This window comes from Pseudomonas sp. Irchel s3h14 (genome assembly GCF_900187425.1).
Lineage (GTDB): Bacteria > Pseudomonadota > Gammaproteobacteria > Pseudomonadales > Pseudomonadaceae > Aquipseudomonas.
In genome coordinates this window covers 136,491-158,867 of the sequence record NZ_FYDJ01000004.1, presented here as the reverse complement: position 1 = coordinate 158,867, position 22,377 = coordinate 136,491, and the positions used below count along the sequence as shown (strand labels likewise).

19 protein-coding genes and 1 pseudogene are annotated in these 22,377 nt (G+C 59.6%); 6 read left to right on the top strand and 14 right to left on the bottom strand.

The genetic code is table 11. The features are described 5' to 3' along the window. Positions 1–5: 5 nt before the first annotated feature. Both araD1 and CKW16_RS09990 read right to left on the bottom strand, forming a co-directional pair. A complete protein-coding gene (gene araD1 / locus CKW16_RS09995) occupies positions 6–998 on the bottom strand; it encodes an AraD1 family protein (protein WP_095128262.1) in 993 nt (330 codons plus the stop codon). A 158-nt stretch (positions 999–1,156) separates the two neighbouring features. Continuing rightward, positions 1,157–2,479 (bottom strand): MFS transporter, encoded by a 1,323-nt coding sequence (locus CKW16_RS09990; RefSeq protein ID WP_076030998.1) that lies wholly within the window; start codon positions 2,477–2,479, stop codon positions 1,157–1,159. 193 nt (positions 2,480–2,672) lie between these two features. Between CKW16_RS09990 and CKW16_RS09985 the strand changes: the two genes are divergently transcribed. Further along, entirely contained in the window at positions 2,673–4,409 is a 1,737-nt protein-coding gene (locus CKW16_RS09985) for an IlvD/Edd family dehydratase (protein WP_095128261.1), read from the top strand. A gap of 200 nt (positions 4,410–4,609) precedes the next feature. Next, positions 4,610–5,329, top strand: coding sequence for a FadR/GntR family transcriptional regulator (locus CKW16_RS09975; RefSeq protein WP_176471536.1), 720 nt, complete (start codon positions 4,610–4,612; stop codon positions 5,327–5,329). Positions 5,330–5,507: 178 nt separating this feature from the next. Here the strand turns inward: CKW16_RS09975 and CKW16_RS09970 are convergent, their stop codons facing one another. The 8 genes from CKW16_RS09970 to CKW16_RS09925 form a co-directional block, all read right to left on the bottom strand. Continuing rightward, a complete protein-coding gene (locus CKW16_RS09970) occupies positions 5,508–7,892 on the bottom strand; it encodes an RND family transporter (RefSeq protein ID WP_095128260.1) in 2,385 nt (794 codons plus the stop codon). Positions 7,893–7,920: 28 nt separating this feature from the next. Next, entirely contained in the window at positions 7,921–8,994 is a 1,074-nt protein-coding gene (locus CKW16_RS09965) for a YCF48-related protein (RefSeq protein ID WP_095128259.1), read from the bottom strand. 1,054 nt (positions 8,995–10,048) lie between these two features. Continuing rightward, the gene (pepN, locus tag CKW16_RS09950) at positions 10,049–12,706 is read right to left on the bottom strand and encodes an aminopeptidase N (protein WP_095128258.1); all 2,658 of its coding nucleotides are present in this window, start codon (positions 12,704–12,706) and stop codon (positions 10,049–10,051) included. 10 nt (positions 12,707–12,716) lie between these two features. Beyond that, positions 12,717–13,547 (bottom strand): DUF2797 domain-containing protein, encoded by an 831-nt coding sequence (locus tag CKW16_RS09945; RefSeq protein WP_095128257.1) that lies wholly within the window; start codon positions 13,545–13,547, stop codon positions 12,717–12,719. Then, positions 13,544–13,804, bottom strand: coding sequence for a YeaC family protein (locus CKW16_RS09940; protein ID WP_008152127.1), 261 nt, complete (start codon positions 13,802–13,804; stop codon positions 13,544–13,546). The genes CKW16_RS09945 and CKW16_RS09940 overlap by 4 nt, the downstream gene beginning before the upstream one ends. A 33-nt stretch (positions 13,805–13,837) precedes the next feature. Next, positions 13,838–14,707: a rhomboid family intramembrane serine protease gene (locus CKW16_RS09935; RefSeq protein WP_095128256.1), complete on the bottom strand. Its 870-nt coding sequence runs from the start codon at positions 14,705–14,707 to the stop codon at positions 13,838–13,840. Continuing rightward, positions 14,704–15,675: a metallophosphoesterase gene (locus CKW16_RS09930; protein ID WP_095128255.1), complete on the bottom strand. Its 972-nt coding sequence runs from the start codon at positions 15,673–15,675 to the stop codon at positions 14,704–14,706. The genes CKW16_RS09935 and CKW16_RS09930 overlap by 4 nt, the downstream gene beginning before the upstream one ends. After that, positions 15,675–16,565 carry an NAD(+) kinase gene (locus CKW16_RS09925; RefSeq protein ID WP_007906781.1) on the bottom strand — a complete coding sequence of 297 codons (891 nt, stop codon included), beginning with the start codon at positions 16,563–16,565 and terminating at the stop codon, positions 15,675–15,677. Before CKW16_RS09925 ends, CKW16_RS09930 begins: the two co-directional genes overlap by 1 nt. A 107-nt stretch (positions 16,566–16,672) precedes the next feature. On the opposite strand from CKW16_RS09925, the gene CKW16_RS09920 reads away from it, so the two are divergent. Further along, positions 16,673–17,623 carry a DUF1853 family protein gene (locus CKW16_RS09920; protein ID WP_095128254.1) on the top strand — a complete coding sequence of 317 codons (951 nt, stop codon included), beginning with the start codon at positions 16,673–16,675 and terminating at the stop codon, positions 17,621–17,623. 59 nt (positions 17,624–17,682) lie between these two features. On the opposite strand, the pseudogene CKW16_RS31755 reads toward CKW16_RS09920, so the two are convergent. Further along, a pseudogene (locus tag CKW16_RS31755) lies at positions 17,683–17,778 on the bottom strand (ArsB/NhaD family transporter); the annotation flags it as partial. Positions 17,779–17,994: 216 nt separating this feature from the next. Continuing rightward, positions 17,995–19,098 carry a DUF2855 family protein gene (locus tag CKW16_RS09915; RefSeq protein WP_095128253.1) on the bottom strand — a complete coding sequence of 368 codons (1,104 nt, stop codon included), beginning with the start codon at positions 19,096–19,098 and terminating at the stop codon, positions 17,995–17,997. Between the two features lie 55 nt (positions 19,099–19,153). Between CKW16_RS09915 and CKW16_RS09910 the strand changes: the two genes are divergently transcribed. After that, on the top strand, positions 19,154–19,807 hold the full coding sequence (locus CKW16_RS09910) for a TetR/AcrR family transcriptional regulator (RefSeq protein ID WP_095128252.1): 654 nt from the start codon (positions 19,154–19,156) through the stop codon (positions 19,805–19,807). Positions 19,808–19,814: 7 nt separating this feature from the next. Here CKW16_RS09910 and CKW16_RS09905 read toward each other — a convergent pair whose 3' ends face one another. Then, positions 19,815–20,375: an NADPH-dependent FMN reductase gene (locus CKW16_RS09905; protein ID WP_095128251.1), complete on the bottom strand. Its 561-nt coding sequence runs from the start codon at positions 20,373–20,375 to the stop codon at positions 19,815–19,817. Between the two features lie 176 nt (positions 20,376–20,551). On the opposite strand from CKW16_RS09905, the gene CKW16_RS09900 reads away from it, so the two are divergent. Both CKW16_RS09900 and CKW16_RS09895 read left to right on the top strand, forming a co-directional pair. Further along, complete coding sequence (locus CKW16_RS09900; protein WP_095128250.1) at positions 20,552–20,812, top strand: hypothetical protein; 261 nt, start codon at positions 20,552–20,554, stop codon at positions 20,810–20,812. An 88-nt stretch (positions 20,813–20,900) separates the two neighbouring features. Then, on the top strand, positions 20,901–21,794 hold the full coding sequence (locus tag CKW16_RS09895; protein ID WP_095128249.1) for a LysR family transcriptional regulator: 894 nt from the start codon (positions 20,901–20,903) through the stop codon (positions 21,792–21,794). On the opposite strand, the gene CKW16_RS09890 is transcribed toward CKW16_RS09895, so the two are convergent. Next, positions 21,760–22,374, bottom strand: a complete 615-nt coding sequence (locus CKW16_RS09890; RefSeq protein ID WP_095128248.1) for a GNAT family N-acetyltransferase — start codon at positions 22,372–22,374, stop codon at positions 21,760–21,762. The two genes, CKW16_RS09895 and CKW16_RS09890, sit on opposite strands and share 35 nt — an antisense overlap. Between the last annotated feature and the right edge of the window lie 3 nt (positions 22,375–22,377).

Below are 22,377 nucleotides of genomic sequence, written 5' to 3'. Positions count from 1 at the left end.
TCTCCTTAAAGGGTGCCGACGGTGCCGGGCTCGAACGCCGCTTCAACCGGTGCAATCCCGTTGATCAACGGTGCACCGAACTCGGCCTGACTGATCTCGAACACGTCACCCGGCTGAATGCGAATGCCGTCGGCAAAGGACAGGGTCGCAGTGCCGAAGAAGTGAATGTGCACATCGCCCGGACGCAGGAACTGGCTGTACTTGAAATGGTGGTACTCGAGGTTTTCCAGGCTGTGGCACATGTTGGCCTCGCCGCTGAGAAACTCGTTCTGCCACAGCACTTCACCGTCACGCAGGATGCGGCTGGTGCCTGCCAGATGCTCCGGCAGTTCACCGACCCGAAGTTCCGGGCCATAACTGCAACTGCGCAATTTGGAGTGCGCCAGGTACAGGTAATTTTTGCGTTCCATCACGTGATCGGAGAACTCGTTGCCCACGGCAAAACCGAGGCGATACGGTTTGCCGTCGTGGCCGATGACATAAAGACCGCTGAGTTCCGGCTCCTCCCCCGCGTCTTCGGCAAACGGTGGCAGCGGGAACGGATGGCCCGGACGCACGACGATGCTGCCGTCGCCCTTGTAGAACCATTCCGGTTGTACGCCGGCCTGCCCCGCCGTCGGTTTGCCGCCCTCCACGCCCCATTTGAAGATGCGCATGGTGTCGGTCATCGCCGCTTCGTCGCCGACTTGCTGATGCATCTTGTCCCGAGCCGACGCACTGCCCAGATGGGTCAGGCCCGTGCCGCTGACCAGCATGTGCGCCGGGTCCGGGTGATCCAGCGGTGGCAGGATGCGCAACGTGGCCAACAGTTCTGCATAGTCATGGCTGATGCTCAGGCCCTGGGTTTTCACCTGTTGCTCAAGATTGACGCCCGCCTCGATCGCGGCCAACGCCAGGTCGCGAACCGTGCGCGCGTCTTGAACTTCGCGCACCTGACTGTCTTCGATCACGCCCACCCGGCGCTCGCCGTTACTCAATTCGAACTGAACTAAACGCATGGATTTTCTCCTGTAAACAATTCTTCAAAACACCACAAGGCTAATGTGGGAGCGGGCTTGCTCGCGAAGGCGCAGTGTCAGTCGCCATTGATGTTGAATGTGACGGCCTCTTCGCGAGCAAGCCCGCTCCCACAGTTGATTGGTGTTAATCCTCAGATTCAGGTGCGGGTCGCTCCACGGGCGCTGGCAGCGAACTGGTCGGCCGGCAGCACGTGCTTGCGTTCCAGCAGGCGATAAACCACGCCGGTCAACACCAACCCGAACACCATCACACCGGACAAGAAGTACAGGCCCGAAGCCAGGTTGCCGGTGTATTCCTTGAGCGCGCCGATCACGAACGGACCGATGTAGCCGCCGAGGTTGCCCACCGAGTTGATCAAGGCGATTCCGGCCGCCGCACTGGCGCCGGCAAAGAAGCGGCCCGGCAAGGTCCAGAACACCGCGGTGCAGGAAAACAGCGCGAAGGCCACCAGGCACAACGCCGCCAGTTGCAGCACCGGCACCGTTAGCCACGCGCTGAGGAACAGGCCGATGGCACCCAACACGTAAAGCACCGCCAAGTGGCCGTAGCGATCATTCAAGCGGTCGGAACTGCGCGGAATGATCAGCAACCCGATGATCCCGAAGATGTACGGCACCGACGACACGAAGCCAGTCACCAAATCCGTGCCACCGAACTGCTTGATCAGGGTCGGCAGCCACAAGCCCAGGCCGTAGATGCTCAGGGTCACCGGCAGATAGAACAACGCCAGCAGCAAGACACGTTTGTCCTTGAGGGCGTGCAACGGATTGCCGTGGCGGGTCTGGCCGTATTCCTCAAGATCCTTTTTCAGTTCGCCGGTCAGCCAGTCCTTTTCGGCCTGGTCCATCCACTTCACCTGTTTCGGACCATCCGGCAGCCAACGCAGCACCGGCCAGGTCAATAGGATCGCCGGGGCGCCGATGACGATGAACAGCCACTGCCAGCCATGCAGGCCAAGAATGCCGTCCATGCCGAGCAGACCGCCGGACACCGGGCCGGTGATCAACATGGCGATGGGTTGGGAAAGGATGAATAACCCGAGGATCTTGCCGCGATGGCGCACCGGGAACCACTGGGTGATGTAGTAGAGAACACCCGGAAAGAACCCGGCTTCCGCCGCGCCGAGCAGAAAGCGCATCACATAGAAACTGTGCGGCCCCTGGACGAAGGCCATACCGATGGTGATGGCGCCCCAGGTGACCATGATCCGCGCGAACCAGCGCCGCGCGCCAAAGCGTTCGAGCATCAGGTTGCTGGGGATTTCCAGCAGGAAATAGCCAATGAAAAACAGCCCGGCACCCAAGCCGTAAGCCGCGTCACCGATGCCGAGGTCGGCGCCCATGTGCAATTTGGCGAAGCCTACGGCGGAGCGATCCACATAGGCGATCAGGTACAGCAGGATCAGGAAGGGAATCAGTTTCAGCGTAATGCGACGAATAAGCCGCAGTTCCTGGCTCATGAGATCGGTCTCCGATTGTTGTTGTTATAGAACCTCGGGGGACGCCTCTCGCGGAAAACCGCCAGGGCAATCCCTCCGTTGAAACGGACTATATAGTAATACTATTTACGCAACAACACTTCCAAACAGCCGAATTTGCGCTTATGTTACGCCTCATCTCGAACAATATAGTCATACAATAAGAGAACCGATCATGTCTGATAAGAAACCCACCCTGCGCTCCGCCCAATGGTTTGGCACTGCCGACAAGAACGGCTTCATGTACCGCAGCTGGATGAAGAATCAGGGCATCGCCGACCACCAGTTCCACGGCAAGCCGATCATCGGCATCTGCAACACCTGGTCGGAACTGACCCCGTGCAACGCGCATTTCCGCCAGATTGCGGAGCACGTCAAACGTGGGGTGATCGAGGCTGGGGGCTTTCCCGTGGAATTCCCGGTGTTCTCCAACGGCGAGTCGAACCTGCGTCCGACCGCCATGCTCACCCGCAACCTGGCGAGCATGGACGTCGAAGAAGCGATTCGCGGCAACCCGATTGACGGTGTTGTGCTGCTGACCGGTTGCGACAAGACCACCCCGGCGTTGTTGATGGGCGCGGCCAGTTGCGACGTGCCGGCGATCGTCGTCACCGGCGGGCCGATGCTCAACGGCAAGCACAAGGGTCAGGACATTGGCTCGGGCACCGTGGTCTGGCAGCTCAGCGAACAGGTCAAGGCTGGCACCATCACCATTGACGATTTCCTTGCGGCCGAGGGTGGCATGTCCCGCTCGGCCGGTACGTGTAACACCATGGGCACCGCGTCGACCATGGCCTGCATGGCTGAAGCACTGGGCACTTCCCTGCCCCACAACGCGGCGATTCCTGCCGTCGATGCGCGTCGTTATGTGCTGGCGCACATGTCCGGCATGCGCGCGGTGGAGATGGTTCGCGAAGACTTGAAGCTGTCGAAAATCCTCACCAAAGAAGCCTTCGAAAACGCCATTCGGGTGAACGCCGCTATCGGTGGCTCAACCAACGCCGTGATCCATTTGAAAGCCATTGCCGGGCGCATCGGTGTGGAGCTGGACCTGGATGACTGGACCCGCATCGGTCGCGGCATGCCGACCATCGTCGACCTGCAACCGTCCGGACGTTTCCTGATGGAAGAGTTCTACTACGCCGGCGGCCTGCCAGCGGTGCTGCGTCGTCTGGGTGAAGCTAACCTGATTCCGAATCCGAATGCCCTGACCGTCAACGGCAAGACCCTCGGCGAGAACACCAAGGACGCACCGATCTATGGCCAGGACGAAGTGATCCGCACCCTCGACAACCCGATTCGCGCCGACGGCGGCATCTGTGTGCTGCGCGGCAACCTTGCTCCACTGGGTGCGGTGCTTAAGCCTTCAGCCGCCAGCGCCGAACTGATGCAACATCGCGGGCGTGCGGTGGTGTTCGAGAACTTCGACATGTACAAGGCGCGGATCAACGATCCGGAGCTGGATGTGGATGCCAACTCGATTCTGGTGATGAAAAACTGCGGTCCGAAGGGTTATCCGGGCATGGCCGAAGTCGGCAACATGGGCTTGCCGGCCAAACTGCTGGCCCAAGGCGTGACGGACATGGTGCGCATTTCCGATGCGCGCATGAGCGGCACGGCGTACGGCACTGTCGTTCTGCACGTGGCCCCGGAAGCGGCCGCTGGCGGACCTTTGGCGACGGTGAAGGAAGGTGACTGGATTGAGCTCGATTGCGCCAACGGTCGTCTGCACCTGGACATTCCCGACGCCGAACTGGCGGTGCGCATGGCTGATCTGCAGCCACCGCAGCAGTTGATCGTGGGTGGCTATCGTCAGCTGTACATTGATCATGTGTTGCAGGCGGATCAGGGTTGCGATTTCGACTTCCTGGTCGGCTGCCGTGGTTCTGAAGTTCCCCGCCACTCTCACTAATCCCCCCACCGATCGTTCCCACGCTCTGCGTGGGAATGCAGCCCGTGACGCTCCGCGTCACTTCCCGCGCGGGGACGCGGAGCGTCCCTTGAGGCATTCCCACGCAGAGCGTGGGAATGATCATCAAAGGGCTGGATCGCCCACCGCTCGCGCCTGTTATCATGCGCGGCACCCCATCCCACAGGATCGCGCAGCTCCCCATGGATTACCGCAAACCCTCCGACCGCAAAAGCATGCACTCGCGCATCGTCCAGGAACTGGGCATGCAGATCGTTTCCGGACGCTTCAAGCCCTGTGACAAACTGCCCGCCGAAGCCCTGTTGTGCGAGGAGTACGCGGTCAGCCGGCCGGTCCTGCGCGAAGCCACCCGGGTTTTGGTCGCCAAGGGTCTGGTGTATTCCCGTCCGCGGGTGGGCACGGTGGTCAAGCAGCGCAAGGAATGGCACATGCTCGATCCCGATGTGCTGCACTGGCTGATGCAAAGCAGCCCGCAAAATGAATTCTTCGATTTGCTGACCAGCGTGCGCAGCATCATTGAACCTGCTGCGGCCGCCCTCGCCGCGCAGTTCGCCACGGACGCTGACATCGCCTCCATCGGTGAAGCCTACCAACGTATGGAAGCCGCACCGACCCCCGAAGCGCTCTTGCAACCGGACCTGGATTTCCATAGCCGGATTGCCGATGCGACCCATAACGACTTGCTGGCCAACCTGTGCAACATGCTGTCGGTGGCGATTGCCGAAGCTTTGAAGCATTCCAACCAGCGACCGAATCTGCATGAACTGGCATTGCCCCGGCACAAGGCGATTCTGACGGCGATCGAGAATCGTGATGCACTGGGTGCGCGGCATGCGACGTTGGTGCAGCTGGATGATGCGCGTAGTGCGTTGAATGCGGTGTTGGGTACTGATCCCTCATAATCATTACAAATCCAATGTGGGAGCGGGCTTGCTCGCGAAGGCGGCGTGTCAGTCAGCACAGGTGTTGAATGGTAGACCGCCTTCGCGAGCAAGCCCGCTCCCACATTGGGTTCGGAGTGAAATTCGAGATGTAAAAAAGCCGCAACCATGGTTGCGGCTTTTCTATTTCAGCCTGGGATCAGTGAGCAAACAGCGAATTGCCCTTCTGCCCCGCCAGTTTCTCCGGTTTGATCAGGAACCGCGCCAATGCCGGCAACAGCCACAGTGCGCCAAACATGTTCCAGAGCAACATGAAGGTCAGCATCAGGCCCATGTCGGCCTGGAACTTGATGGCCGAGAAGATCCAGGTGCACACGCCGATCGCCAGGCACAGACCGGTGAACAACACGGCTTTACCGGTGGATTTCAGCGTCTGGTAATAGGCTTCCTGCAACGGAAGACCAGCACGCAGGAAGCTTTCCAGACGGCTGTAGATGTAGATCCCGTAATCCACGCCAATCCCCACCCCGAGTGCCACAACCGGCAGGGTCGCGACTTTCACGCCAATGCCCATGAAGGCCATCAGGGCGTTACCGAGTACCGAGGTCAGGACCAGCGGCAGCACGATGCACAGCGTCGCCGCCCAGGAACGGAAGGTGATCATGCACATGGTCGCCACGCAGATGTACACCAGGATCAGGATGGTCAGCTCGGATTCCTTGATCACCTCGTTGGTGGCGGCCTCGATCCCGGCGTTACCGGCGGCGAGGATGAATTCCAGGCCTTCCTTGTTGTTCTCCTTGGCGAAGTCTTGCACCGCATGCACGGCGCGATCCAGCGTGGCGGCCTTGTGATCGTTGAGGAACACCAGCACCGGCGCCAGGGAACAACTGTTGTTGTACAGGCCATCAGCCCGGGCGATCGAGTTGTTCAGCACGTCCGGGTTACGCGACAGGGTTTCCCATTTCAGGTTGCCCTCGTTCATGCCCTTGATCATCTGCTTGGACACGGTCACCAGCGAGATCGCCGACTGCACGCCCTCGGTGTTCTGCATCTTCCACATCAGCTCGTCGATCGGCGCCATGGCTTCGTGGCGCGAGCAGCCTTCAGACTTGGTCTTGACCATCACCACCAACACGTCGGAACTGGTGGAATAGTTGCTGATGATGAAGTTGTTGTCCTTGTTGTAGCGCGAGTCCGGGCGCAGCTCCGGAGCACCCTGATCGAGGTCACCGATTTTCAGGTTCTGGCTGTACCAGAGGCCGCCGCCGAAGGCGATCAGTGCCAGAGCAATGGAGACCGGGGCGACTTTCGGGCTGGCAAAGTTCGACAGCAGGCGCCAGAACGGATGCTCGCGGTGCGCGTCTTTCTTGCTGCGCTCAACGGCGCGCTTGCTGATGCCAACGTAGGAAATCGCCACTGGCAGCAAGATCAGGTTGGTGAACACGATCACTGCCACGCCGATGGACGCGCCGATGGCCAGCTCACGAATCACGCCGATATCGATGATCAGCAGCGTGATGAAACCCACCGCATCCGCGAGGATCGCAATCATCCCCGGCAGGAACAGCTGACGGAACGTGCGTCGCGCGGCAGTCAAGGCGTTGTCTGCCTCACTGGACTGCAAGGCGATACCGTTGATCTTTTGCACGCCGTGGGAAATACCAATGGCGAAAATCAGGAACGGCACCAGCATCGAGTAGGGATCGAGCCCGAAGCCAAAGAAGTGCATCAAGCCCAGCTGCCAGACCACCGCAACCAGCGTCGTACTCAACACCGCCACGGTGCTGCGCATGCAGTTGGTGAACCAGTAGAGCAGGATCAACGTGATGATGAAGGCGACTCCGAAGAACATCACCACCATGACCAGGCCATCGATCAGGTCGCCGACTTTCTTGGCGAAACCGACGATGTGGATCTGCACGTTGGGGTTCTGGGCTTCGAATTTGTTGCGGATCTTGTCTTCGAGTTCGTGAGAGAACTTGCGATAGTCCAGCGCCAGCAACTTGCCTTGGTCCTGCGGGTCCGGGTAGGACTCCAGCAGCGGGATATCGACAATGCTCGACTTGAAGTCGTTGGCCACCAGACGCCCGACCTGACCTGACTTGAGTACGTTGTTGCGCAACAGGTCGAGGCTTTGCTGGGAGCCGTTGTAGCTCTGCGGGATTACTTCACCACCGGCGAAGCCCTCCTCTGTCACTTCGGTCCAGCGTACGCTCGGGCTCCACAGCGACTTGAGACCGGAACGGTCAACACCGGAAATGTAGAACACCTCGTCGTTGATCTGACGCAGCGTCTCCATGTACTCCTTGGAGAAAATGTCGCCGTCAGTGGCTTCGACGGAAATCCGCACCGTGTTACCCAGGTTCGCCAGATCGTTGCGGTGCTCCATCATCTTTTGAATGAACGGATGCTCGAGCGGGATCATTTTTTCGAAACTGGTGGACGGCCGGATCAGGGTCGCCTGCCAGAACAGGAAAATACTCACCAGCAGGCAGATGGTGATCACTGCCGGGCGGTTGTTGAAAATCAGGCGTTCAAGAAACGTCGCCTTGTCTTGATGATGACTGCTCAAGGATGTCATAGACCCGCCTTCTTATTATTTGCCCGGCTCATTTGGACGACCCGTTTTTTCCATTTTCTGCACCGGCGCCGGTTGGCGAGGTGACGCGAACGCCGCCCTGTCCTGCCAGAATCAGATTGCCGTTGCCCGCTGCGGTGACTGCCGAAACGGAAATGCGATCCGGACGGTTGAACACGCTGAAGGTTTCGCCGTTGTCGTCGCTGCGGATCACCGAGCCACCGTTGCCGACGATCACGATGGAACCGTTGTCGAGCAGCGTCGCGCCGGACAGACCGAACTCCAGTGCACCGCGAGCGGCCTTGAGTTCAACCGGCTCCCAGGTCGTGCCGAAATCGGTGGAGCGAAACAGATTGCCGCGCAGCCCGTAGGCCAGCAGCGTGTTGGCTTGAGCGGTGCCGATCACGCCGAACAGTGAACCTTCGTATGGACCTTCAAGCTTCTCCCAGGTCTGGCCCCAGTCGGCGGAGCGGAACATGCTGCCCTGCTCGCCGACGATGAACAGACCGGAATCCTTGACCGCGGCGATGGCGTTGAGGTGGTACTGGTCTTCGTTGTCGAGGCGATCGCTGACATCTTCCCAGTTCTTGCCGCCATCGGTGGTTGCCAGCAACGCGCCGTAAGCGCCCACGGCAAAGCCGCTATTGACGTCCTGGAACCAGACGTCGAGCAGCGGCGATTCGCGTTTCAGATCTTCGAATTGCTTGGTCCAGGTGACACCGCCGTCCTCGCTCGCGAGGATCTGCGCATCATGGCCGACGGCCCAACCGTGTTTATCATCGACGAAAAACACCGACGTCAGCAGTTGCCGGGTCGGCACCTTGGCTTGGGTCCAGGTCGCGCCCTGGTCATCGGAATACAAAATGTGCCCGCGATCCCCGACCGCCACCAGACGCTTGCCGGCGTGCACGACGTCGAGCATCAGGCTCTTGCTGGCTTTGGCAGATTCAACGGAATAAACAATGTCGGATGCTGGCGCAGCAGCGGCCAGCACAGGTGCCGACAGCACGGCACAGCCCAACAGCGAGAGCGCTGTAGCCAGCAACGCGAATTTGCGTAATGCCAGCGGGCGGCAGATACCCACACCCATGACAGGCTCACTCATAGACCTTCCCCCATTATTATTGTTAGGCCGTTCAACCTTTCTGGGCGCCATAAGGGTGCTCTTTGCGATTGCCTTTTCTGGAGCATAGTCCTGAAATACGCAATCTAGAGCCCCTTCGGAAGCTGGCTTATCCTATCGGGGTTTGGAAAGGTCTGACAATCGACGCCACGTTATGTTTTGTTAACCTGGGCGATATGCGGGTTGGCTGAATGTTTGGGTATCAGGTGCGGTGATTGGTTGGTGTGTATATCCGTTGCTGCGGTAACGGCGGCTTATGGTTTCGCTCTTACAGCGAGTCCCTTTTTCAAACGCCAAAAAGGAACCAAAAGGCTTCGCCCCGGCGTACGGCGCCTCGCTAAAGCTCCGCGTTCCCTCGCTACGGTGCCCATCAGGGGGCATCGCCTCCGGTCTGCTTCGCGACGACCTCCTCTCGATGTGTGCGGCTTCGCCACACGGCGCTACGCGCCTAACCCCCTGATGAACACCTACGCTCGGCCTGCCGAAGGGGCGAAAGATCAAAAGCAGGATCAACATCTAAAGCCACAGCCACAGCCAGATCAAAAGATCGCAGCCTCGTTTCACTCGACAGCTCCTACAGGGAATGGGTGTACACCCGCCCTTCACCACTCAACAGGCCGAGCGTTAGCTCGCCAGCAGCTTTTGATTTTGATCTTGCTTTGCCCGCCCCATCGGGAGGCTGAGTGGAGGTGTTCATCTGGGGGGTAGGCGCGCAGCGCCGTTCGACGCAGTCGAACACATCGAGAGGAGGTCGAAGCGAAGCCGACCGGAGGCGATGCCCCCAGATGAATGCCGGAGCGAAGGAACGCCGAGCCTAAGCGAGGAGCCGGACGCTCGGGGCGAGCCTTTTTTTGCTTACTTTTTTTTGGCGTTTGAAAAAAAAGTGAGTCGCCGTAAGGGCGAAACCCTAAGTGGCCGTTACCGCAGCAATGGATATGTACACCATCAAAAATCCCGTTCGGATCTAAGGCCGCCATCGCGAGCAAGCTCAGCTCCTACAGGGTTCAGGTGAACCACTGCAGGAGCGAACCCAGAGTCAGGCCAGGCTTTTGCTGACTACCTCGAACACATCGCTGGACAACTGACCCGAAGCGCGAATCCGCTCCAGCTCACCTTTCATCAACCCCTGACGCGCATCGTCATACTTGCGCCAGCGAGTCAGCGGCGCCAACTGCCGAGAAGCGATCTGCGGATTAAACCCGTTCAGCTCGATCACCAAATCCGCGAGGAACCGATAACCCGAACCATCAGCCGCATGGAAATTGATCAGGTTCTGCCCGGCAAACGCCCCCACCAGCGCCCGCACCTTGTTCGGGTTCTTGATATTAAATGCCGGATGCTGCATCAACGCCTTGACCCGCTCCAGACCACCAGGCAACACGCTGCCCGCCTGGACGCTGAACCACTGATCCATGACCAGCGGGTTGTCCTTGAAGTGCTCGGCAAAACTCGCCAGTGCCGTGGCCTTCTCTTCTTCGAACGACGAATTGACCAGCACCGCCAACGCCGTCAGACGCTCGGTCATGTTGTCGCTGGTCTCGAACTGCTCAAGCGTCGCCGCCACCACTTCCGGTTTACCGATGAGCATCAGGTACGACAGCGCAATGTTCTGCAATGCGCGACGAGCGAAGTGCTCGGCCTCGGCTACATACGGGGTTTTCTTCGAGAGATCGCGATTGGCCTGATAACGCAGCCACAACGCTTCGAACAAACCTTCTGCCAATTGTTTACGAGCAAACTCGCGAGCGATGTGAATGGCGTCAACGTCAGCCACTTCGCTGATCTCGGTCAGATACGCCTCGCCCGGCAGCGAAAGCATTTCCGCGACCATCGCCTGATCCAGCGTCTCGTCAGACAGCACGGTGCGCAAGGCAGAAACCAGACGCTGATCCAGCACCAGTTTCTCGCCTTTCTGCTGCTGGACAATCAGCTCTTGCAGCACCTGAACCGACAATTGCTGACCCGCATCCCAGCGGTTGAAGCCGTCGCTGTCGTGCTGCATCAGGAACATCAGCTGATCGCGGTTGTACGGGAAGCTCAGTTTCACCGGCGCAGAGAAGCCACGCAGCAACGAAGGCAATGGATGTTCCGCGATGTCGATGAAGGTGAATGTCTGCTCGGCTTCGGTCACCGAAATGACCCGAGAGGTGCCCTGAGCGCTGGCTTCACCGGAAAGACGCAACGCAATGACCGCACCTTTGGCGTCCAGCAGGCCCAACTCGACCGGAATCACGAACGGCAGTTTCTCGACCTTGTCCGGGGTTGCCGGGCAGCTTTGACGGAACGTCAGGCTGTAGGTTTTCGCCGCCGCGTCGTAAGACTCGCTGACCGCCAAACGCGGTGTGCCAGCCTGGCTGTACCAGCGTTTGAACTGGGTCAGGTCGACACCGTTGGCGTCTTCCATGGCCTTGATGAAGTCGTCGCAAGTCACGGCCTGGCCGTCATGGCGTTCGAAGTACAGGTCGCTGCCTTTGCGGAAGCCTTCGGCGCCGAGCAAGGTGTGGATCATGCCGACCACTTCCGAACCCTTTTCGTACACGGTCAGGGTGTAGAAGTTGGAAATCTCGATGAAGCTGTCCGGGCGCACGGCGTGAGCCATGGGACCAGCATCTTCGGCGAACTGGTGGGTGCGCAGGTAGGCCACGTCCTGGATGCGCTTGACCGTGGCCGAGTTCATGTCGGCGGAGAAGCCCGAATCGCGGAACACGGTGAAGCCTTCCTTCAGCGACAACTGAAACCAGTCGCGGCAGGTCACGCGGTTGCCCGACCAGTTGTGGAAGTACTCGTGGGCGACGATCGCTTCGACCCGCTGGTGCGCGGCGTCGGTCGCGGTTTCAGCGCGGGCCAGTACGGCGCTGGAGTTGAAGATGTTGAGGCCCTTGTTCTCCATGGCGCCCATGTTGAAGTCGTTGACCGCGACGATCATGAAGATGTCCAGGTCGTACTCGCGACCGTACACCTCTTCGTCCCAGCGCATGGATTTCTTCAGGCTGTTCATGGCGTGCTGGCACTTGTCGATGTTTTCCGGCTCGACATAAATGCGCAGCGCCACGGAGCGATCGGTCATGGTGGTGAAGGTGTCTTCGACGCACCACAAATCGCCGGCCACCAACGCGAACAGGTAGGCCGGTTTCTTGAACGGATCTTCCCAGGTCGCCCAGTGCCGGCCGTCTTCGCCCGGACCGCTGGCAATCGGGTTGCCGTTGGACAGCAGCACTGGATAGCTGTGCTGTTCAGCGACGACCGTGGTGGTGAACGTGCTCATCACGTCCGGACGGTCGAGGTAATAGGTGATCTTGCGGAAGCCTTCGGCCTCGCACTGGGTGCAGAACATCGTGCCGGATTTGTATAGGCCTTCCAGCGCAGTGTTGGTTTCCGGGTGGATCTTGACGCTGGTGTCGACCGTGAAGGTGGTGCTGGTCGGGTGCAGGGTCAGGTGATTTTCGGTCAGTTGGTAGTCCGCTTCGGCCAACTCGCGATCAGCCAGGGACACAGACAGCAATTCAAGCTGCTGACCATCCAGCACCAGCGGCGGCAAACCCGGGCCACGTTCAGGATTGCGGCGCATCACCAGTTGCGCATGGACCAGGCTGTGGTCCTCGTACAACTCGAAGGTCAGGTGCGTCTCGTCGATCAGGTACTCGGGCGCCTGATAGTCCTTCAGGTAGATCATCTTCGGTTGTTCGGTGCGCATGCTGGAGTCCTTACTGATGCACGGCGAGCTGGTAGGCCGTGTATTTACGAATATTGATTACGCCAGTGTCGAAAATCAGGTACTGGCCCTTGATTCCCAACAGCGTGCCTTCGGCGATCGGATTCTTGTCCAGGTTAAAGCTGACGATTTTGGCCGGGTATTGCTCGACCGGATAGCAGATTTCGAGCGTTTCTACATCGGCAATAGTCTGGATCGCCTGTAGGCCGAATCGTTCCTGCAAACTTTGCAATCCTTCGGCGCAACTGTCGAACAGCTGATCACGAACCTGCGCCAGGTCGACCGACACCGCATCGCCCTTGAGTAAAGCACGCCAGTTGGTCTTGTCCGCTACCTGACTGCGGAACAGGTCTTCGACGAAGCCCGACTGCTGACGGGTCGAGACACGCATGATTGGCAAGGCCTGACGGGCACCCTGATCGATCCAACGGGTCGGCAGCTGAGTGGCGCGGGTAATCCCGACCTTCACCCCCGAAGAATTGGACAGATACACAATGTGATCCGTCATGCAGAACTTCTCGCCCCACTCCGGCTCACGGCAGGTGCCAGCGTCGTAGTGGCAACGCTCCGGGCTCATGATGCAGATGTCGCACTGGGCCAGTTTGGTCATGCACGGGTAGCAGTAACCCTGACTGAAACTGGTTTTGGTCTTGCGTCCACAATGGGTGCAGTGAATAGCGCCCAGGTATTCCAGACGCACCGTGGTCCCGATCAAGGGATTGACCGGCACCTCGACGTCGTCCAGGCGAAACGCGTACTGCACGTTCGGCCCGTCAAGGCGCGCCGACATTTTGCTGATTGCACCACGGCCAAGCTCGATCAATGGACGGCATCCGATTTGAACAGGATGTTCGGCACTTCGATCGACTTGGAGCCGCACTCCTGCACGCCCATGTAACCGGTGCGCTGGTCTTCGGGCAGGTTCTGGATTTCCCAGGCGATCATCGCTTGCAGCGACAGTTCGCGTTGTTCGGCGGTGAGTTTGCCACCGTCGGACCATTTACCGATTTCCACCGCCAGTTTCAGGCTCTGGTAGATATCGGGGGTGATGTTGTTGATCATTTCGTTAAAAGAGGACATCAAGGGCTCCGCGCTCTTTATTGACATAACTAGTTAGACGGCCAGTTTACGGCGGTTGTACAAACCACCCAACAAACCGGTCAAGCATCCGACGAGCAACCCGCCGACGTGGGCCGCATTGGCAATTTCACCGAAGCCGATCATCGAGACCAGCCCGGACAGGCACAGCAGCAGCCACACCAGCATCATCACCAGCACGCCGCGCGGCAGACGATAAGCCGGGTTTGGCGACAACAGCTGAAAGATCCAGCAATGCCCGAGCAGGCCGTACAGCACGCCGGACAAGCCGCCAAACAGCGTCGGACCACTGAAAACAAACTGGGCGTAATTCGAGACCAGGCCGAACAGCAATGTCAGGCCGATCAGGTTGATACTGCCCTGGCGCGACTCGATGCGCCGCCCCAGCTCCCAGTACCACATGCCGTTCATGGCCAGGTGCAGGATGCCGAAGTGGATCAGCATCGGCGTCACCAGACGCCACCACTGCCCCGCTGCCAGACTGTCGGCCAATGGCACGAAGTGGATGTACTCGCCGACAACTCGGAAATCGAGGAAGGTCAGCCAGCGCATCGTGTCGAGGTTTTCGCCCAGCAGCGTCACCGCGCCGACAAACAGGCTCAGCAGCAAAACGAACGCTGTCGCCTTGGCGTGGCGCAGTTGCTCGACGAAACTTGGGCGCTTTATGGTTTGCGCCACCGGAATGTCCAGCTGTTGATCGGGATCACCGGCCGGGAAGCGTTCGTACAACGTGCGCACGTCTTCGCTGATGTTGGCCGGCACCCACAGCACCTGCTCACCCGCCTCTTCGCTGACCCGATGCGGCACCTGCATGCGCTGCAACAGTTTGACGAACCCGCTCAAGTCCACCGCCAGCGGCAGCCGTAAAACAGCAACGGCACTCATCGCAGCACCTCCGGCCGCTCGACATCGACCCAGACAAATTTATGCGGGTCGAGACGGGTTTCCTGGTCCAGGCGGTAGGCGACCAGTTTGCCGTAGAGCACCGCGCTGTAATCCAGGCAGGCCAGGTTCGGCCGGATCGGCACCGGTTTGCCGCTGCGCCAGTAATGGCCCACGAACAACAGCGGCTCATCAACGCCATAGCGCAGCAGAGTGTTCTTTTCAGTGGACGACAGCGGCGTCCGGGCCACGGGTTCGGGCAAGGCGTCGGGCTGGAACACGATGTCTCCGTAGGTTTGCGGGTCGTCTTCCCAGAACTTGGTGCGGAAGAACGAACGCGTCAGGCCATCGCCGCTGGTCATGGTCAGACCATGAGGCAAGCGCATGTCAGTGCCGCGCAGCAGGCGGTCGAACACGGTGCAGGCGAAACTGCCCGGTACGGCCGAGGCCTGAAGGAAATGTTCATCGACGCAGCCGTTGGGGAACAGGGCTCGCAGTGGTTCGATCAACCCCGCGTCCCAGCAGGCATGCACCACGCGGAAACGCCCGGCATCGACGAACAATGGCATCTCATAGAACCATTGCAGGAAGTCATGCCAGTCAGCCGGATGGTCTTCGAACTGGGTCAGGGTTTCGTTCAGCAAACGGGCGTGGCGCGGGGTGTGTTCACGCACGAACTGCTTGCCGCTGCCCGGAGGCGCCGGCGTGCTCCAGCCGAGGGCGTTGAATTCGTGGTTACCCATGATGCACAGCGCCTGACCCGCTTCGACCATGTCGTGAACGATGTGCAGCGCTTCGCGAATCCGCGGACCGCGGTCGATGATGTCGCCGACGAACACCGCCATACGCGACGTATGCCGCCAGACGCCAGCGTGTTTTTGATAACCGAGCCGGTCGAGCAAGTGCTCAAGGGTCAGAGCGCAACCGTGCACGTCACCGATCAGGTCGTAGCTACGCGCGGGATCGAGCATCAGTCGCCTCCACCACCCAACTTGCTGCCCCAGCCGAGTTTGGTCCGGCAGACTTCATAGTAGTTGTGGTCGAGCGGGTGAATCAGCCGCAGCTTCTGGGCCTTCTTGCTGATGGTGATGGTGTCACCCGGCGCGCAGGTGAAATGATTCTGCCCGTCACAGGAGACTTGCGGGTAAATCTGCATATCTTTGGACACGACGATTTTCAGCTCACTGTTGCCATCGACCACAATCGGCCTGCCCGACAAGGTATGGGGGTACATCGGCACAATCACAATAGCGTCGAGTTTGGGATGCATGATCGGTCCGCCCGCCGACAGCGCGTAGGCAGTCGAACCGGTCGGCGTGGCGACGATCAGGCCGTCGGCCTTCTGGCTGCAGACGAACTGGCCATCGATGTACAACTCGAACTCGATCATCCGCGTCGATTTGCCGGGGTGCAGCACCACATCGTTCAGCGCATCGCCCTGACCAATGGCCTCGGCGTGGCGGCGGACTTCGGCTTGCAACAGGAAGCGGTTCTCGACCAGATAGTGGCCGTCGAGCACTTCGGCAACTTTGACTTCCAGCTCATCGGGGCGAATATCGGTCAGGAAGCCCAGGCTGCCACGGTTGATGCCGAGCACCGGAATATTGTGTCGGGCCAGTGCGCGGGCGGCGCCGAGCAGGCTGCCGTCACCACCGACCACAATCACCATGTCACATACTTCGCCGAGCATCTTGCGCGACGAGGTTTGCAAGCCATGACCCGGCAAGACTTCGGCGATGGTGTCTTCGAGGATCACGTGCAGGTGACGATCGAGCAGAAACCGTTTCAGTCGGCGGACGGTATCCAGCACCTGAGAACTGCCCAGGCGACCGATGATGCCGATATTACGAAATTGCTCCATGAGGTTCCTGCGCGGCGGCGAAAAACACGATTATGGGCGAAAGCGCGGGATAGACAAAATCCTTTCAGCCACAACGGTGTACTCACGATTGAGGCTATGCTCGCAAGATGATCCTATTTCCCGATTTGCTGCAGTTACCCCACCAGTTGCGCCACCCCGAAGTGCGCGACCTGGCCTGGGTCATCCTCGCGCCGCCGATGCTTGGCGTCACGACGTGGCCGCAGCGTCACCCGCTGACAGGAAGTGACTGGGTACAAGCGCCGGAGCGGCTGGAACGGTGGCTGCGGCAACTCGATCACGACAGTTATGACTTGCTGCACTGGCTGGCGCAGGCCCGGACCCGGCGATTGGGCTTGTACTACGAACGCCTCTGGCAATACGCCGTGCGGCACGCGCCGGGTATCGACCTGATTGCCGCCAACATGCCGATCCGCCGCGAAGGCCACACGTTGGGCGAGCTGGACATGCTGCTGCGCGATCGTGACGGCGTGCACCATCTGGAACTGGCGATCAAACTTTACCTTGGCCCGCAAAATGGCGACGGACACGACACGGCGCAGTGGCTCGGCCCCGGTTGCCACGATCGGCTGGACCGCAAACTGGCCCATCTGACTCAGCATCAATTGCCGATTTCGGCGCGCCCGGAGAGCCGCGAAGTATTGGCAGCGCTGGATATCCAGCAGTTCAGTGCTCATTTGTGGCTGGGCGGCTATTTGTTGTATCCGTGGCCGGGACCGGCCGAGCCACCGACTGGCGCACATCCCCAGCATTTACGCGGTAGCTGGCTGCATCAGAAGGACTGGGCAGACTTTGTCGTGCAGCGTCCGTTCGGTCGCTGGCAACCCCTGCCCCGTCATGCCTGGCTGGCACCGGCGCACTATCCGATGGAGCAGACCTGGAGCACTGAGCAGCTGAATGCCTGGCTCAGCGATCTGGAGCCACTGGCCCCGGCGCAGTTGCTGGTGCGACTCACAGAAAACGCCCAGGGCGATTGGGAAGAAGCCGAGCGGCTGTTTCTGGTGGCGGATCTTTGGCCTAACGTTCCTGGCAGTGGCTGAGTTTTGTAGCGTCTGGGCTGGCCCTATCGCGAGCAAGCTCGCGAAGGAGCCGACGCGGTCTATACCGATAACCGCAATGCCAACGCCGCCAACGTCACCAACAACACCGGCACCGTCAGCACAATCCCGACCTTGAAGTAATACCCCCAGCCGATCACACGAGCGGAGTAAAGCCCAAACTTGCTGCCTCCCCTAAACACACCGGGGTCGATGTAGCAGTTGCCGAGCCTGCGAGGCTGCGTTCGGCGACGCAGTCGTCGTAAACCCTGCGAACGCGGTATTCCTGGGACACCGCAGTGCCTGACTTCACGACGACTGCGTCGCCGAACGCAGCCTCGCGGGCTCGGCAGCTGCTACCACAGATCGGTGTGCTATAGCCGAATCACATGCCCCTCGATCGGTGCGATCTGGCCGTGGAACAGCCGGGCAATCACGCTCTGCGCAGCTTCATAGCCTTTGTCCTCGACCACTTCCAGCAACGGTTTATCAGTCGCGGTCAACTGCCGGTAGAAACGCTGCAAACCCTCACCAATATGCTGACTGACCCCTTCCGGCCCCCACTCGGTATTGCGCTTGCGGATCTGGATCGGCGCAAAAAAGAACACCGGCTGCGGCCCTTCAATGGCCGTCAATCTAGCCTCATCGGTGCTTTGCGCAGAACCGGCGAAGCAGCTGTAAACCAACTGCCCGGCAAAATGCTGGTGCACCTGATCCCGTAAATCCAGGTCGCCGGAAAAATCCACATACAACGTAGGGCGGTCATTGGCCAGGCTCGCCAGTTCTGCGTAGGCCACCGTTCGCTCGTAACAACCGAGCTTCTCGACAAACGCCTTGTTGCCGATCGAGGTCAACGCCACCCGCTCCAGGTCAGGGTGATTTTCCAGGCAGACCGCCGTGCCATACGCGGTTTTGCTCGAAGCGCTGGAGAACACCAGCCGGGTCGCGCCAAAGAACTGCTTGTCCTGAAGGAAATCCGCCAGCATTGACGAGGTCAGGAACAGCGGCTTGAGCAAAATCTGCAGGTTTTCGGTTTCTGGGCTGTAGTACGAATCCCAGCTGCAACGGGTGTATTGATTGTAGGCCGACGTCAGTGCCTGCCGATGCTCGGCGGCGTCATAGAAACCACGCTCGGTGACCCGTTCCGGGCGCATCCACAGATGGCTGGCAATCGGAAAATACCCGTAGAAGCGCTCCCCGACTTTGATACCTGCCACATCAGACGCAATGACATCAGCAAAGCCCCACGCCGGGACGTGTCCCCATTCCGCCAACCCTGTAGGAAAGAACTCCCAGTAGCTCATCGAATTGCCATAGGCCGCGTAGGTAATGTTGTTGGTGGTCAACGCGCACCGGTCGATCTTGAAAATCACCTCGCCGGCAGCCGGAATCAGGCTACGTTGCTCCTGCTCGATTCGGCTTTGGTCAAGGGCGTTTTTGCGGGTGATCAGCCGTGTTACCGTGCTCGGACTTTGCATCTTTCAGACTCCTGCTGCGAGTGAATGGCGGGTAGCACCAGAGTAGTGGCAGCCGATGAAGAGCGGGTTCGGAAACAACAAGGGCATCGCGCCCACCCTCAATCCCCGCGCAAAGCCGCTGAAACGGCCGAGCCAGGCCCGGGCGATTTTCACCGTAGAGGCAATTTACGAAGCATTTGTTCGGATTTGGCAACGCGACGGCTGGTCGGGGTTGACCACGCGCGCGGTGGCGCTGGAGGCAGGAGTTGCCATAGGCACGCTGTACGACTATTTCCCGAGCAAGGAAGCCTTGTTGTCAGGTTACGTCCGACATTGCCTGGAGCACCTGTTGCAGCAGGTGGATGAACAGGTCGTACAGCCCACGGATCTGGATTGGCAGACCCGGACCAACCGTCTGATACGCCTGACCTGTGACCCGCTCGAGGCCAGGCAACCGTTGTTCGACTATGAACTGATGACCCTCGAACACCAGATCGCCGAACCCAAACACCACCGGCGAGCGTTCCAGGAGCTGTCGCAGAAGTGGCGCGAAGCCTTCGCAGCCTGTACCGATTTGCCCGTATGCCCTTCAGAAACAACCATTGATGCCTGGCTAATCACGGCTTGGGGCGGTCGCCGTTATTGCATCACCGCACAACCTGCGGCGGCGCAAACCGCCGCATGGCTGCTGGAGATCGAATCGATGATCTGTGGCCGGCTCCGTGGCTAAATGAGCGTCATTGCTTTTTATGCTGCTCAACCCACTGTCCATAAGCATTGATGAATTTTTGCAAAAACGGTTTGAGCGACTCGGACAGGTTACCCGCCTCGTCGAACGCTGAACCGGCGCCGCTCAAGTAGGCTTCCGGTTGCTGCATGCAATGCACATCCAGAAACACCATGGACTGGCGCAGGTGATGGTTGGCGCCAAAACCACCGATAGCGCCCGGCGAAGCGCTGATCACCGCTCCGGGCTTGCCGCTCCAGGCACTCTTGCCATAGGGACGCGAACCCACATCGATCGCGTTCTTCATCGGCGCAGGCACCGAACGGTTGTATTCGGGGGTGACGAACAGCACCGCGTCGGATGAGCTCACTTGTTGCCGGAAAGTGCTGTAGGCTGCCGGCGGTGAAGCACCATCGATGTCCTCGTTGTAGAGCGGCAGATCGCCGATTTCGACGATAACCAGTTTGAGATTGGCAGGCGCCAGGTCGGCCAGGGCCAGCGCCACCTTGCGATTGATCGATTCCTTTCTCAAGCTGCCGACCAGTACAGCGATCGTATAGACGTTGCTCATGGAAGATTCTCGACTGTCCGATGGAAAGAGCTTGTAGTTATAGATGACGATTCAAGCAGTGGGCGACTGAAAAACGCCGCCCCTGACTATTTTTTTCCTGTAGGAAAACTTACCTCGCCCAACCACGGTCTACAGAGCCGCAAATTGAGTGATTTATCCCCAGAGGTTCTAAGCAGATGGCAGCAGTACTCGTCGGTCAGTTCCATGCAAGAGACGCGGAAGGCCGTGTTTATTCCGTGCATGAGTTCCAGGAATCCACCCCGTCGGCAGACGGCCTCACTGGCTCGGTGCCTGTCACCACTTATAAGCTGGCCATTGGCGACCGCGTACGGAAACTCGATGACAACCAGTTTTTGCTGGTGCAGTCGGACGTGACCATCGTGCGCGAACCCGACACCTATGTCGGCAGCCTGCCGGAAACCAACGTCGCTTCATAACCCCGTGTTATGAGCAGAAGTCATATGCGCGCACTTGAGTTAGGATTCAGCCACTGACTCCCTCACCTGCTGAACATGGACTTCACGCATGCGTTTACGTCATATCGAAGTGATCCAGGCGCTCCTGCAGACCGGTCACCTGGGCACCGCCGCCGAATGGCTGCAGTTGCCTGTGGCTGAAGTCGAAGGGACTCTGCGCGACGCCGAGGATCAGTTGGGTTTCATGCTGTTTTCCAGCGTGCGTGGACGCTTGCAGGCTACGCGCGAGGCGCGGGAGTTGCAGGTCCAGATCGCCCACGTCTATGAAGCGCTCGAGCCGGTCCAGCGCCTGGCCAACAGCCTCAAGCAATATCAGGCTCCGCCCTTGCGGATCGTCTGCACGCCGCCCCTGTCACAGCAGCTATTGCCACAGAGCATTGCCGCCCTGCGCCGACGTCTCCCTGACGCGCCTTGCACCCTTCTGAGCCAACCTACCCGCGAGATCGTCAGAAACCTGCTGCTGCGCGAAAGCGATCTGGGTCTGAGCCTGCATGACCCCGATCACGCCGACATTCATTGCCAGGTGATCGCCCAGGGGAAACTTCAGCTGCTGGCACCCCACGGCTGGTTGCAACCCAAACAAAAGTACATCTCGCTACAGGACCTGGCCGGCCAATCGATGGTGGGCCTGGAAGGTCATGATCCGCTGAGCCCGGCGCTGGAAAACAAGCTGCATGCCCTGCGCCCTGCCCCGGTCATTCAAACCCGGGTACAGACTCACCAGATGATGCGCAGCATGGTCGAGGCCGGTGAAGGTCTGGCCATCGTCGACCCTTTCACCGCCCTCGGGGCTAAATCGGCCGGGCTGGATGCCTGCCCGCTGGCGCCGGCCGTGCCGATCAGCCTATATGCCTTGACCCTCAAGAACGGCGAGCCATCGCCAGCGGTTCAGGCATTGCTGGGCATCATCACGGAACAAGCCGTGGCGATGTTGGCGAACTAAGCGGCGCTTCCAGCGGGTTATCGAACAATCGATACCAGAACAGCGCCACTTCGGCGGTGTTCGGATCGATCCCGCGATAACGCAGATGATCGATTCCGCCCAAGACGTAACCGCGGCGCTCATAGAGCCGGCAGGCCCCCAGGTTGTTGTTCTGGGTTTCAAGCATGATACCCGGCAGTTTCTTTTTGCGGCTCCAGAACTGCGCCACATCCAGCAGCGCCTTGGCCACGCCATGACGGCGCGCCGGCGAATGCACCGCCAACTCGTCGATATGGGCAAAGCCGTTCCAGTTGGTGCTGACCACGAGGTGACCCACGGGCTCATCATCGAGATAAGCCATAAAAATCGCGTTGTCAGCGGCATCGCGGAAACTGCTGAACTCTTCGGGATCGATGCCGTAGCACTTTCGATAAGGCGTGATCGGCGTCACCGGCCACTGCTCCACCGGTTTACCGATTTCGGCTGCGCCGTAGGTCGCGACTTCAAAACTGAAATCGCTGCCCCAGATATAGGCCGCAAAACCTTCGTCGGCAACGCGCACCGACAGCCCTGGGTATTTCGGATTCATGATCGGTTGCATACT

What these genes read in the sequence shown, in the direction of transcription:
- araD1 (WP_095128262.1), bottom strand. Translation starts at nt 998, where the DNA reads ATGCGTTTAGTTCAGTTCGAATTGAGTAACGGCGAGCGCCGGGTGGGC.
- CKW16_RS09990 (WP_076030998.1), bottom strand. Translation starts at nt 2,479, where the DNA reads ATGAGCCAGGAACTGCGGCTTATTCGTCGCATTACGCTGAAACTGATT.
- CKW16_RS09985 (WP_095128261.1), top strand. Translation starts at nt 2,673, where the DNA reads ATGTCTGATAAGAAACCCACCCTGCGCTCCGCCCAATGGTTTGGCACT.
- CKW16_RS09975 (WP_176471536.1), top strand. Translation starts at nt 4,610, where the DNA reads ATGGATTACCGCAAACCCTCCGACCGCAAAAGCATGCACTCGCGCATC.
- CKW16_RS09970 (WP_095128260.1), bottom strand. Translation starts at nt 7,892, where the DNA reads ATGACATCCTTGAGCAGTCATCATCAAGACAAGGCGACGTTTCTTGAA.
- CKW16_RS09965 (WP_095128259.1), bottom strand. Translation starts at nt 8,994, where the DNA reads ATGAGTGAGCCTGTCATGGGTGTGGGTATCTGCCGCCCGCTGGCATTA.
- pepN (WP_095128258.1), bottom strand. Translation starts at nt 12,706, where the DNA reads ATGCGCACCGAACAACCGAAGATGATCTACCTGAAGGACTATCAGGCG.
- CKW16_RS09940 (WP_008152127.1), bottom strand. Translation starts at nt 13,804, where the DNA reads ATGTCCTCTTTTAACGAAATGATCAACAACATCACCCCCGATATCTAC.
- CKW16_RS09935 (WP_095128256.1), bottom strand. Translation starts at nt 14,707, where the DNA reads ATGAGTGCCGTTGCTGTTTTACGGCTGCCGCTGGCGGTGGACTTGAGC.
- CKW16_RS09930 (WP_095128255.1), bottom strand. Translation starts at nt 15,675, where the DNA reads ATGCTCGATCCCGCGCGTAGCTACGACCTGATCGGTGACGTGCACGGT.
- CKW16_RS09925 (WP_007906781.1), bottom strand. Translation starts at nt 16,565, where the DNA reads ATGGAGCAATTTCGTAATATCGGCATCATCGGTCGCCTGGGCAGTTCT.
- CKW16_RS09920 (WP_095128254.1), top strand. Translation starts at nt 16,673, where the DNA reads ATGATCCTATTTCCCGATTTGCTGCAGTTACCCCACCAGTTGCGCCAC.
- CKW16_RS09915 (WP_095128253.1), bottom strand. Translation starts at nt 19,098, where the DNA reads ATGCAAAGTCCGAGCACGGTAACACGGCTGATCACCCGCAAAAACGCC.
- CKW16_RS09910 (WP_095128252.1), top strand. Translation starts at nt 19,154, where the DNA reads ATGAAGAGCGGGTTCGGAAACAACAAGGGCATCGCGCCCACCCTCAAT.
- CKW16_RS09905 (WP_095128251.1), bottom strand. Translation starts at nt 20,375, where the DNA reads ATGAGCAACGTCTATACGATCGCTGTACTGGTCGGCAGCTTGAGAAAG.
- CKW16_RS09900 (WP_095128250.1), top strand. Translation starts at nt 20,552, where the DNA reads ATGGCAGCAGTACTCGTCGGTCAGTTCCATGCAAGAGACGCGGAAGGC.
- CKW16_RS09895 (WP_095128249.1), top strand. Translation starts at nt 20,901, where the DNA reads ATGCGTTTACGTCATATCGAAGTGATCCAGGCGCTCCTGCAGACCGGT.
- CKW16_RS09890 (WP_095128248.1), bottom strand. Translation starts at nt 22,374, where the DNA reads ATGCAACCGATCATGAATCCGAAATACCCAGGGCTGTCGGTGCGCGTT.